The organism is Kitasatospora sp. NPDC048296 (genome assembly GCF_043201815.1).
Lineage (GTDB): Bacteria > Actinomycetota > Actinomycetes > Streptomycetales > Streptomycetaceae > Kitasatospora.
In genome coordinates this window covers 39,838-51,293 of sequence record NZ_JBICZB010000059.1, presented here as the reverse complement: position 1 = coordinate 51,293, position 11,456 = coordinate 39,838, and the positions used below count along the sequence as shown (strand labels likewise).

Genomic DNA, 11,456 nt, shown 5'->3' with positions numbered 1-11,456 from the left:
GAACAGTGATCTTGGCCGACACGGTTCTAGCAGGAGCTCCGTCCCATTTCAGGCGACTTGACGCAACCGCCCAAGGCTCTATCTACACGGCGTTGAGGCTAGCCCGGCCCGCGGCACCGCCCGGCACACCCCCCGACGACACCCACGGCACCGCCCGGCACACCCCCCACACCCGCGACACCGCCCGGCACACCCCCCGACACCCCCCGGGGTGCGCCCCACCGCCCCCACGGTGTACAGAGGAAAGGTGCCCCTCCGGCAGCGTGCCGAACAGCCGCGTCCTCGCGCCCGCCGCCGCGCCTGGCGGCCCGACCGCCGCGTGCTGACGGCGCTGTCGCTCGCGCTGATCATCCTGATCACCGTCGTCGACATCCTCTCCCCGCCGGAGATCCACCTCGGCCCGCTGCTGATCGTCGCCCCCGCCCTCACCGCCTCCTTCGCGGGTGCCCGCGCCACCGCCGGGGTCGCCCTGCTCGCCCTCGGCGCGCTCACCTTCATCGGCGCCGTCCGGGACGGCCTGACCAGCGCCAACATCGAGACCCAGCTCGGGGCACAGGTCGTCGTCTCGGCCCTGATCGTCGGCCTGCGGGTGCTGCGCGACCGGCACGAACGCGAGCTGGCCCGGGTCCGCTCGGTCTCCGAGGCCGCCCAACGGGTGCTGCTGCGCCCGCTGCCCGAACGGATCGGGCCGCTGCACCTGGCCTCCGTCTACCTGGCCGCCGAGGCCGAGGCACAGGTGGGCGGCGACCTGTACGCGGCCGCCCGCACCGCCACCGGCACCCGGCTGCTGGTCGGCGACGTGCGCGGCAAGGGCCTGTCCTCGCTCGGCGACGCCGCCCTGCTGCTCGGCGCCTTCCGCGCCGCCGCCCACCTGCACGCCGACCTGCCGGACCTCGCCGCCTACCTGGACGGCAGCGTCTGCTGGGACCTCGCCCAACTGGCCGAACAGTCGCGGCAGGCCCGGCTGGCCCGTGCGTCCCTGCGCCCGGGGGTCCACGAGGCCCCCGACGAGGGCGGCGAGTCCTTCATCACCGCCGTCCTGCTCGACATCCCCGACGACGGCTCGCCGGTCCGCCTGATCGACTGCGGCCACCCGCCGCCGCTGCTGCTGCGCCCCGAGGGCATCACCACCATCGTCGCCCCCCACCCGGCGCCGCCGCTCGGCCTCGGCGAGCTCACCCCGGTGGAATACGAGGTGGAGGCTTTCCCGTTCCGCCCCGGCGACCGGCTGCTGATCTACACCGACGGCGTGATCGAGGCCCGCGACGCCCAGCGCCGCTTCTACCCGCTCACCGACCGGGTCACCGACTGGCAGGCCGAACGCCCGGCCGCCCTGCTGCAGCGGTTGCGCCGCGACCTGCTCGCCCACGTCGGCGGGCGGCTGGACGACGACGCGGCGATGGTCGTGGTCGAGCGGCTGCCGTAGCCGCCGCCGTGCCCCCTGACCGCCCCTGGTCCGTACCGCCCGATCGTCCGGTCGGCTCCCTCCCCCAGCCGGTGACGCCCGGCCCGGGCGGCGCACCCTCCGACAAGTCGGCACCGTTCGCCATGACCTCCCCCACCGACGGCAAACGGGTCGTCAACTTCCCTCCCCAGCCCTTGTTGTCGTGACCTCGCCCTCACTACCGTCATCGGGCCCGCGCCGCTCGACCCCCAGGTGGCCGTGGGCAACTCCCGACGCACTGCCCCAGGTTCACCCCCAGACCGCAGGAGGCATCCCGTTGCGCGATCGCAGACTCGCCCTGCTGCTCGGCCCGGCGCTGCTCGGCCTCTCCCTCCTCTCCCCCTCCTCCTCCGCCGCGACCGGGGGCCCGGCCCTGCCCCAGGGCACCCAGAGCGACTCCGCGTACGCGGCGAGCCAGGCGGCCGACGCCGTCAGCAACGTCGAGGCCACCACCGCCCGGACGAGTTGTTTCCGGCCCGAGGTGCCGTACACCACCGACAGCGGCCCCGCCGAGGGCTACAGCGGCATGACGCCCTGCCCGGCGGGCGGCGCGACCACCGGTGAGGACACCGGCGCGGCGGGCCCGTACGCGTCCCAGGTCGGCAGCAACCCGGGGTACCCGGCGGCGACGCCGATGCTGGTCAAGGGGCACTCGGAGTCCGACCTGCGGGTCGACCCGACCAACCCGAGCCACCTGATCGGCGCCTCCAAGTGGGTGGCCGGCGCGGAGGGTTACAACCACCTGCTCGGCTTCTTCGAGTCCTTCGACGGCGGCCACAGCTGGCCGGTGCAGGGCCACATCCCCGGCTACGAGGGCTGGACCGACAACACCGACCCGGTCGGCGCCTTCGACACCTGGGGCAACTACTACTCACTGCTGCTGCCGTACCAGTTCGTCTACGACGCCGACGGCTCCCACGACTTCGTCCCCGGCACCGCCCAGGAGGCCAACCCGGCCGTCCCGTCCCAGGTCATCTCGGTCTCGGTGCGCCCGCACGGCGCCACCACCGCCACCCAGTGGCTGAGCACCCACGGCGGCCACCCGGACTACGTGGCGACCTACGACAGCATCGGCAACGGCCCCGACAAGCAGTGGATCGCGATCGACACCAACCCCAACAGCCCGCACCTAAACCGCATCTACGCCATGTGGGTGGACTTCCACAGCAAGACGGCGGTGCCGTACGTCGCGTACGCCGACGCCCGCCCGGACGGCACCCACACCGACTGGTCGACCCCGCAGGTGCTGCCCGAGCCGCCGAGCACCCCGCAGGGCGCCACCTACCTGCTGCCGCACGTCGCCCCGGACGGGACGGTGTACACCACCCTCACCAACTCCGACCCGGCGCACCGGTTCTGCTGCGACGCGATCGTCCTGGACGCCTCGCACGACGGCGGCCGGACCTGGTCCACGGTGTCCGGCCTGCCCGGCACCATCACCCCGCCGCCCGGCTCGTACGCCAACACCACGTTCCGCGACGGCATCGAGGACACCTTCACCCTTGGCAGCCGGCCGGTGAACGGCCACTACCCGCTGTACGTCGCGTACGAGGACTACGCCACCGGCGTGGTCAACGTCCTGCTGACCGCCTCCTACGACGGCGGCGCGAGCTGGAGCGACCCGGTCCGGGTCAACGACAACGCCGCCCCGGTGGACGAGTTCCAGCCCAACCTGACCACCGGCCCCGACGGCACGGTGAGCGTCGCCTTCTACGACCGGCGCCTCGCCTGCCCCGCCGCCGGCACCGCCGAGGCGCAGGCCGCCGGGCTCGCCCTGGACACCGCCAACCCCAAGCACCCCGGCGCGCCCTACGGCGCCACCGACTACTGCGTGGACACCAGCGTCCAGTTCTACGACCCGACGCTGAACCCGCTGGGCCACAACCTCCGGCTCAGCGCCCACTCCTTCGACCCGCAGCTCGACGCCCCGGTCGAGGGCTCCGACACCTTCATCGGCGACTACTTCGGCAACACCATCGGCGGCACCACGGACTACACGACCTCGGTGACCACCTACGACGACGGCACCAACCCGGCCCACCTGCAACAGCAGCAGGTCACGGCGGTGGCGGTCCCGCGCCACTGACCCGGCCCACTCGAACGGCCTGGCCCCCGGCGTCCGCCGCACCGGGGACCAGGCCTCGCCGCTTCCTACGGCTGGTACACGTACGGCGTGGTGGTGCTCAGCCGCGCGAAGCCGAGACGCTCCAGGATGGGGCGGCTCTGGTCGCTCGCGTCGACCTGGAGGTACTCGTAGCCGAGGTCGGCGGCGAGGCGGGCCCGGTGGGCCACCAGGGCGCGGTAGATGCCGCGGCCGCGCCAGCCGGGCACCGTGCCACCGCCCCACAGGCCCGCGAAGCCGGTGCCCGGGGTCAGCTCCATCCGGGCCGCGCTCACCGGCTGGTCGCCGGCCATCGCGAGGACCATGAGGACCGTCTCCGAGTTGTGCCGCAGGGAGTCCAGCATCTGCTCCCGCAGGCCGGGCCGGTCGGCGCCGAAGGCCTGCTCGTGGGCCGCCACCATGAGCTCCACCCCGGCCGGGTCGGTCACCGCCTCCAGCCGGACGCCCTCGGGCAGCACCGGCCCGGTCGGCAGGTCCGCGATCCGGGCGATCATCAGCGCCTCATCCGGCTCGGCTGTGAACCCGGCCGCCAGCAGCCGCTGCCCGAGGTCGGCGGGGCGGTCGTGGGCGTAGGTCTTCCACTCGAACTCCCGCCCCAGTGCGCTGAAGTAGCGCACCTGGGCGGCGATCACCGCGTCCGCCCCGGCCTCGTCCAGGCCGGACCAGACGACGCCGTTCCAGTCGTGCTCCCCGCCCACCTGGCGCACCACGGCTCCGTCGAGCTCGACGCGGACCCCCGGGCCGTCGGGCCGCGCGTTGCGCCGGATCCGGTCGTCAAACAGGGCGAGCACCTGATCATGATCCATCCGATCACTCCAGCACGGCCGGCCGGTGCGTGCCACCGGTTTTCCGTCCCGGCGTGTCGGCCCTCGGCCTGCGGATCAGCTCGCTCGGCGCCTCCGCGCCCATGATGGCGTCCAACAGCGCCCGCGCGGCCGCGAGTTCGTCCAGCTGCCGGGTGATCCGGGCTCGCTCCCGGGCCAGACCGTTCAGCAGCTCCGGGCAGGTCGGACCGGGGCGGCGGCGCCCCGGCAGCGGCAGGCCCGGGAGGATCTCGGCGATCACGGCGCTGTTGAGGCCGGCCGCGAGCAGGGTGCGGATGCCGTGGACGGTGTCCACGTCCCGCTCGCCGTACTCGCGATAGCCGCTCGGACGGCGCTCGGGGGTGAGCAGCCCCTGCTCCTCGTAGTAGCGCAGGGCGCGCGGGGTGGCCCCCGTCCGCCGGGCGAGCTCTCCGATCCGCATCGCGGCACCTCCCTTCGACCGTCCGACGGCCTTGACTCTGCCGCCGGCGTGAAGGTCTAGCGTAACCGCCGTGCCGAACGAACGATCTTCCTCAATCTCCCCTGCCCGCACCGCGGTTGCCGTCCTCGGCCTGGGCCCGATGGGCCGGGCGCTGGCCGAGGCGCTGCTGGCCGCCGGCCATTCCGTCACCGTCTGGAACCGCACCCCGGGCCGGGACACCGAACTGCTCGCCCTCGGCGCGCGACCGGCCGCGAGCGCCGCCGGGGCCGTCGCGGACGCCCCGCTCGTCCTGCTCTGCGTCCGCGACCAGCCGGCCGGCCGGACCGTACTGGATGCCGCCGGGCAGGCGCTGCGCGGCCGCACCGTCGTCAACGCCACCTCGATCGCACCGGAGGACGCCCGGGCCAACGCCACCGACGCCGGGGCCCGGGGCTTCCGGCTCCTCGACGCCGCGATCCTCACCCCCACCCCGACCATCGGCCGCCCGGAGGGCACCGTCCTGCTCAGCGGCGCCCCGGAGGCCTTCGCCGCCCACGAGGCGACGCTCCGGGCCCTGGGCACCGTACGCCACGTGGGCGCGGACCCGGGGCGGGCGGCGGCCTTCGACGCGGCGCTGCTGGACCTGTTCTGGACCACCGTGCACGGCTGCCTCCACGCCCTGGCACTGGCCCGCGCCGAGGGCATCAGCGGCGCCGAACTCGCCCCGTACGCCCAGGGGTTGCCACGCCTGCTGCCGCCGCTGATCGAGGACTTCGCCCGGCGCGCGGACGACCGCCACCACCCGGGCGACCGCAGCAACGTGGCCTCCGCCGCGGCCGGGCTGGAGCACGTCGCCCACACCGCCCGCACCCGCGGCCTGGACACCTCCGTCCTGGACGCCGCACTCGCACTCACCCGGCGGGCGGTGACGGCGGGGCACGGCGCGGACGGGGTGTCGGCCCTGGTCGAGTTGCTCGGCCGCTAACTGTCGGACACGGCCCCGCCGTTCACGCTCCAGGTGCCCTACTGCGCCAGGTACCCGCCGTCGACCGGCAGCACCGCCCCGGTGATGAAGGAAGCGTCGTCCGAGGCGAGGAAGAGGACAGCGGCCGCGACCTCGGCCGGGTCGCCGAGCCGCCCCATCGGGTGCAGCTTCTCGATCGCCTCCAGGTACTCGGGCCCGCCGGGCTCGTCCCGCAACCGGGCCACCCGCTCGGTGGAGATGGTGCCGGGGGCGACGGCGTTGACCCTGATCCCGCGGTCGGCCCACTCGACGGCGAGGTGCTTGGTCAGCCCGGAGGCGACGAACTTGGCGGGCCCGTACACCGCCTGGCCGCGCTGGCCGGCCTCGCCGGAGATCGAGGACAGGCACACGATCGAGCCGCCGGGCCGCTCCTGCGCGGTCATCGCCCGGATCGCGTACTTGCAGGTGAGGAACATGCCCCGGCCGTCGACGGCCATCACCTGGTCCCAGTCCTCGGCGGTGGCCTCGGTGATCTCCATCAGCGGGATCACCCCGGCGTTGGCCACCAGCACGTCCAGCCGCCCGTACCGCTCGACGGCCGCGTCGACCATCCGCCGGGCGTCCCCGTCCCGGGACACGTCGCCCACCACCGTGCTGACGGCGCCCGGCAGTTGCTCCGCCAGCCGGCGCAGCCCCTCGGCGTCCACATCGGTGGCGACCACCGACGCGCCCTCCCGCACGAACCGCTCGGCCACGGCCCTGCCGATGCCACTGGCCGCCCCGGTCACCACGCACGAGCGCCCGGCCAGCCGCCCCGCCGCGTTCAGAGTCACCATGGGCGGGACTCTACCGAGCAAGGGGCCGGAAACCGGGCTTCCACAACGATCCCGTGTTCGGTCAGACCGTGAGGACGATCTTGCCGCGCAGGTGCCCGCGCTCGCTGACCCGCTGCGCCTCGGCCGCCTCCGCCAGCGGGAACACCCGGTGCAACGGCAGCCGCAGGGTGCCCGCCTCGTGCAGGGCGAGCGCGGCGGCGTAGCCGCGCCGGTGGTAGGACTCGACGCCCTCGGCGCCGCCGGAGAAGCGGATGCCGTGTTCCTGCGCGCCCGGGATGTCGGCGATCGTCAGCACCCGGTCCGCACTGCCCGTCAGCTCGACCGACAGCGGCAGCACCCCGCCCCGCCCGGCCGCGTCCAGCGCCCGGTCCACCCCGCCCGGGGCGGCCGCCCGCACCCGCTCGGCCAGGCCCTCGCCGTACGTCACCGGGATCGCGCCCAGCTCGCGCAGATGGGCGTGGTTGGCCTCGCTCGCGGTGCCGACCACGGTGATCCCGCGCTCCCGGGCGAACTGCAGCAGCAGAGTGCCGACCCCGCCCGCTGCGCCGTGCACCAGCAGCGTCTGGCCGGCCCGCACGCCGAGCAGGCCGAGGACGCGCTCGGAGGTCTCGGCGGCCACCGGGATCGCTGCGGCCTCCTCCCAGCCGAGCGTGGCGGGCTTGGCCACCAGCTGGTCCGCGGCCACCAGCGCGTGCTCGGCGTAGCCGCCGCCCATCAGGGCGCCGAACACCTCGTCGCCGGGCGCGAAGCCGGTCACCTCGGCGCCGACCGCCTCCACCACGCCGGACAGCTCGTAGCCGGGCACGGCGGGGAAGGTGACCGGGAAGAACCCGGCCAGCTCACCGCTGCGCACCTTGTGGTCCAGCGGGTTGACGCCCACCGCGCGGACCGCGACCCGCACCTGGCCGGGGCCGGGGGCGGGCAGTTCGATGTCGATCGAGCGCAGCACGTCCGCGCCGCCGTACTGCGGGAAGGCAATCGCCTTGGTCATGGAAGATCCTTGAGGTTTCGGTGAGTTGAATGCTTCCGGCAGCTCCATCCTGCGGCGGGGGCAGCGGACGCCCGGCCAGCCGTTCGGACAGTTCGACCTGGCCGAACGGACGGGCGGCCGGCATCGGCTCCCGGACTAGGCTGGACGGCATGGACGAGACGTGGCAGGAACACTGGGGCCGCCCCGAGGACGCGCTGGCGCGGGCCGTCGAGGTGCTGCGCGCACCCCGGCCGGATGTCATGCTGCGACTGTCTGAGGTAATCGCCACCCTGGTCCCACACGCGGCGATCGCGCACCTCAGCGGCATCTGCACCTACTCGCCCACCCACAGCTACGGCCCGCCCGAGCTGACCGAGGGCATCAGCGGCCTGGAGCTGGCCCAGCTGGCCGACCGCGCGGCCGCGACGACCGCGACCGGCAACCCCTGGCAGGGCGAGGCCGAACTCGCGGGCCGCAGCCGGCCGGTGGTGGTGGTCTCGGCGGCGCCGGGCGACGGCAAGGGCGCGGTCCTGGTCCTCGTCCGGGCGAGGGACGAGCCGGTGGCCCCGGGCGCGCTCGCCGTCCTCCAGCAGCTGTGCGATCTGGTGATCACCCACTCCGACCACCGCGCCACCGACGCCGACCCCGGCCGCGCGGCGGTCTCCCGCGCCGCCGCCAACGCCCGCGCCCGCGCCATCGCCGAGTTCACCGGCACCCACAGCGCCGCGCTGAGCGCGATCCTGGCACCGCTGCGCTCGGCCGACCTGGACGACGCGGCCGCCCGCCGCGCCGCCGCCGAGCTGGCCGTCACCGCCCTGCTCGACCTGCGCCGGGGCGCCGACCTGGACCGCACGCTCAGCGAGGAGCCCGCCGACGCCGCCTTCGCCCGGCTCGCCCGCGAACTGCGCCCGCTGCTGCGGCACACCCGGGTCCGGCTCGACCTCGCTCCGCCGTCGGACGCCACCCGGTCCGTCCCGGCGGACACCGCGCACACCGCGCGCGACGCCGTCCGGGCCGCCGTCCTGCTGATGCTGGAACAGGACAAACCGACCCGACTGCACGTGAGTTGGCAGTTCACGGTCGGCGGTTCGCTGCGCGCCGTGGTCCGCGACGACGGCCTCGGCCTACTCGCCACCGACGCCCTGACCGTCCACCGCACCGCCGACCGGATCGCCGCCCTCGGCGGCCACCACACCGTCGAGGCCGTCCCCGGCTGGGGCACCACCGTCACCGTCGACCTGCCGCTCGCCCTGCCCTCGCCCACGGTGGCCACCGACCCGCTGGACGGGCTCCAGCCGCGCGAGCTGGAGGTCCTCGACCAGCTGGCCCAGGGCCGCCGCAACCGGGACATCGCCGCCGCACTGCACATCAGCGAGTCCACGGTGAAGTTCCATGTGGCCAACATCCTGGCCAAGTTGGGCGTCGCCTCCCGCGGCGAGGCGGCCGCCCTCGCCCACCGGGCGGGCCTGCCGGGGGCGCCGCGGCTGCACGTGGCGTCGTGAAGCTCTTGGGCCACCCCGGAATCTGATAGATCAGACGGCATGACCGACCAGCCGCCGCCCACCGCCTGGGACCCCGCCGCCCCCGGCGTACTCCGCCTGCCCTCCGGCCGCCTGCTGCGCGGCCGCGGCCTGAGCAACCCCCTGCCGCCCGGCCCCCGACCCACCTTCGGTGTCTACCTGCTGGGCCGCCCGCCCAAGGCCCTCGACTGGCAGACCCGCTGGGTCCGCTGGCCCGACTTCCGGCTGCCCTCCGACCGCGCCGACGCGGCCGCCGCCTTCCGCGAGGCCTGGTCACGCTGCGCCGTCGACCGCGTCGAACTCGCCTGCGCCGGCGGCCGCGGCCGCACCGGCACCGCGCTCGCCTGCATCGCCATCCTCGACGGCGTCCCGGCAGCGGAGGCCGTCGCGTACGTCCGGGAGCACTACAGCCCGCACGCGGTGGAGACGCCCTGGCAACGCAAGTTCGTCGAGCGCTGGAGCGGCTGACCCGGGTTCGCTCACGCCTCCCGGACGAGCGAGTCCCCCGTCATCGTGAAGCGCAGCTCCGCCCCCGTCTCCTCCGGCCGCCACCCGGCGGCCAGGCCCGAGCGGACGAGGTCGGCAGTGAGCGCCGGGGTGACGGGTTCCAGCTGGAACACCTCGGCGATCCGCTCGGGCGGGGCCGTCAGCAGCACCCCGTAGTGCAGCCACGGGTCGTCGAAGCGCCGGGTCACGACGAGAGGCCGGAACGGCCCGCCCTCGCCGTCGAGCCAGACGCGCACGACCACGTGTTCGCCGTCGCGGAAGCGGACCACCCAGCGGTAGTCACGGCCGTCGACGCGGATGCTGCGCGGTGTCCTCTGTGCCACCCCGCGACGATACGCCCCCGGCCCCGGGGACCAGCAGGGCGCGGTCCCGCCAGCCGCGCTCGAACTGGCGGGTCATGCCCGGGTAGACGACGTAGTGGCGGAACGGTGCGATGAGGTCCATGTAGCGGCGGCCGAGCCAGCCGTTGGGCTTGACCAGGACGGCCATCCGCAGCTCGTGGCCGCCCCCGGCGAGGGGGACCCAGCCGAGGTGCATCAGGCCGTGGACGGTGCGGTTGGCGATCTCGGCGACGTACTCGGTGTTGGTGCGGTACACCGGGGTGAGTGGCGAGCCGACGGGGTCGACGGTGTCGCGGAGGTCCTGCGGCAGGCGCTCGCGCAGGGATGGGACGCGGCTGCCGAGGCCGGTGGCGGGGTCGTCCCAGCCGAGGAGGGCGCCGAGTTTCCAGCGGACGGCGAAGAGGATGCGGGCCGGGAGGTCCTGGGCGGAGGGTCCGCGGTCGGCGCGGACGGCGGCGAGCACCAGGGGGAAGTCGTCCGGGCCTGCGCCCGGGGTGCGGTAGGACCAGACGTCCTCGATCCGGAAGTCCCCGGCGAACTCGTGGATCCGCCAGGGCTGTCGGGCGTGTGCTGCACGTGGAAGCCGCATGATGGCCACCCCCTTCACCGGACGAGGCTAGACCTCCTTATCCGGTCACCGCTCCCAGGGCTGCTCGGCCGCCCACTCCTCCACCGTCTGCCAGCGGATTCCCGGGTGGGCGGCGTGCAGGGCCGCGGTGTCGACGTCGAGGCCGGGCTCCTGGAAGTAGCGGAACATCGCGGCCAGGTCCTCGGAGTAGGTCTCGACGACGGCGAGCGGCACCTCCTCGCAGCGGATCGGGCGGCCGCTCGCGGCGGCGATGGCGGCGGCGATCTGCTCGCCGGTGCACCACTGGGAGGCGATGTCGATGCGTCGGCCGGTGTAGGCCTCGGGGTGGGTGAGGACGTGGGCGGCGAAGGCACCGATGGTCTCGGCGGCGATCACCGGGAGGGGGACTCCGGGCGGCATGGGGAGGTGGTAGACGCCCTCGCGGAGGGACTGGAGGGTCCAGTCGTTGGCGTAGTTGTCGAGGAAGGCCGCCGGGCCGATGACGGTCCAGGGCAGGTCCAGGCCGGCGAGGTGCTGTTCGATGCGCTGCTTGGTGTCGAAGTGCGGGATGCCGGTGGAGCGGTCGGCGTTGGTGGCGGAGGTGAAGACCACGTGCCGTACGCCGGCGGCGGCCGCCGCGTCGAGCAGGGCGATGCCCTGGCGGACCTCGGTGTCGAGCTCCGTCCCGAACGGGGTGGACATCGCGAACAGCGCGCCCGCGCCGTCAAGGGCGGCGGCCAGCGAGGCCGGGTCGTCGAAGTCGGCGCGCACCAGGTCGGCGCCGAGGGCGGAGAGTTCACGGGCGGCCGGGGAGTCGACGGCACGGGTCAGCGCCCGGACGGGACGGCCCGCGCGCAGCAGTGCGCGGGCGGTGGCTCCGCCCTGGGCGCCGGTGGCACCCGTGACGGCGACAGGAAGCTCAGTTATCTGCGTCATGCAGATAAAAATAGAGAGGGACGC

The 11,456-nt window shown here is 74.6% G+C and carries 12 protein-coding genes; 5 read left to right on the top strand and 7 right to left on the bottom strand.

The genetic code is table 11. The annotated features are described in order from the left end of the window. The first annotated feature begins 247 nt into the window (after window positions 1-247). Window positions 248-1,426, top strand: coding sequence for a PP2C family protein-serine/threonine phosphatase (locus tag ACGF12_RS28475; protein ID WP_393035932.1), 1,179 nt, complete (start codon window positions 248-250; stop codon window positions 1,424-1,426). A 295-nt stretch (window positions 1,427-1,721) separates the two neighbouring features. Then, window positions 1,722-3,530, top strand: coding sequence for a hypothetical protein (locus ACGF12_RS28470; protein ID WP_393035929.1), 1,809 nt, complete (start codon window positions 1,722-1,724; stop codon window positions 3,528-3,530). Between the two features lie 65 nt (window positions 3,531-3,595). On the opposite strand, the gene ACGF12_RS28465 is transcribed toward ACGF12_RS28470, so the two are convergent. Further along, window positions 3,596-4,372 carry a GNAT family N-acetyltransferase gene (locus ACGF12_RS28465; RefSeq protein WP_393035926.1) on the bottom strand — a complete coding sequence of 259 codons (777 nt, stop codon included), beginning with the start codon at window positions 4,370-4,372 and terminating at the stop codon, window positions 3,596-3,598. A 4-nt stretch (window positions 4,373-4,376) separates the two neighbouring features. Continuing rightward, on the bottom strand, window positions 4,377-4,811 hold the full coding sequence (locus tag ACGF12_RS28460) for a MerR family transcriptional regulator (RefSeq protein ID WP_393035923.1): 435 nt from the start codon (window positions 4,809-4,811) through the stop codon (window positions 4,377-4,379). Between the two features lie 70 nt (window positions 4,812-4,881). On the opposite strand from ACGF12_RS28460, the gene ACGF12_RS28455 reads away from it, so the two are divergent. Beyond that, window positions 4,882-5,775 carry an NAD(P)-dependent oxidoreductase gene (locus ACGF12_RS28455; RefSeq protein WP_393035920.1) on the top strand — a complete coding sequence of 298 codons (894 nt, stop codon included), beginning with the start codon at window positions 4,882-4,884 and terminating at the stop codon, window positions 5,773-5,775. A gap of 38 nt (window positions 5,776-5,813) precedes the next feature. Here the strand turns inward: ACGF12_RS28455 and ACGF12_RS28450 are convergent, their stop codons facing one another. Together ACGF12_RS28450 and ACGF12_RS28445 are read right to left on the bottom strand one after the other, a co-directional pair. Beyond that, window positions 5,814-6,590 (bottom strand): SDR family NAD(P)-dependent oxidoreductase, encoded by a 777-nt coding sequence (locus ACGF12_RS28450; RefSeq protein ID WP_393035917.1) that lies wholly within the window; start codon window positions 6,588-6,590, stop codon window positions 5,814-5,816. A 61-nt stretch (window positions 6,591-6,651) separates the two neighbouring features. Then, complete coding sequence (locus tag ACGF12_RS28445) at window positions 6,652-7,581, bottom strand: NADP-dependent oxidoreductase (protein WP_393035914.1); 930 nt, start codon at window positions 7,579-7,581, stop codon at window positions 6,652-6,654. A 149-nt stretch (window positions 7,582-7,730) separates the two neighbouring features. Here ACGF12_RS28445 and ACGF12_RS28440 point away from each other — a divergent pair, with 149 nt between their 5' ends. Then, complete coding sequence (locus tag ACGF12_RS28440) at window positions 7,731-9,062, top strand: LuxR C-terminal-related transcriptional regulator (protein ID WP_393035911.1); 1,332 nt, start codon at window positions 7,731-7,733, stop codon at window positions 9,060-9,062. A 39-nt stretch (window positions 9,063-9,101) separates the two neighbouring features. Then, window positions 9,102-9,548, top strand: coding sequence for a protein phosphatase (locus tag ACGF12_RS28435; RefSeq protein ID WP_393035908.1), 447 nt, complete (start codon window positions 9,102-9,104; stop codon window positions 9,546-9,548). An 11-nt stretch (window positions 9,549-9,559) separates the two neighbouring features. On the opposite strand, the gene ACGF12_RS28430 is transcribed toward ACGF12_RS28435, so the two are convergent. Genes ACGF12_RS28430 through ACGF12_RS28420 form a run of 3 tightly spaced genes read right to left on the bottom strand, consistent with a single transcriptional unit; the run spans window position 9,560 to window position 11,432 of the window. After that, complete coding sequence (locus ACGF12_RS28430; protein ID WP_393035905.1) at window positions 9,560-9,910, bottom strand: hypothetical protein; 351 nt, start codon at window positions 9,908-9,910, stop codon at window positions 9,560-9,562. Beyond that, entirely contained in the window at window positions 9,867-10,517 is a 651-nt protein-coding gene (locus ACGF12_RS28425; protein ID WP_393035902.1) for a DUF2867 domain-containing protein, read from the bottom strand. The genes ACGF12_RS28430 and ACGF12_RS28425 overlap by 44 nt, the downstream gene beginning before the upstream one ends. A 45-nt stretch (window positions 10,518-10,562) precedes the next feature. Beyond that, complete coding sequence (locus tag ACGF12_RS28420) at window positions 10,563-11,432, bottom strand: NmrA/HSCARG family protein (RefSeq protein ID WP_393035899.1); 870 nt, start codon at window positions 11,430-11,432, stop codon at window positions 10,563-10,565. Window positions 11,433-11,456 lie beyond the last annotated feature (24 nt).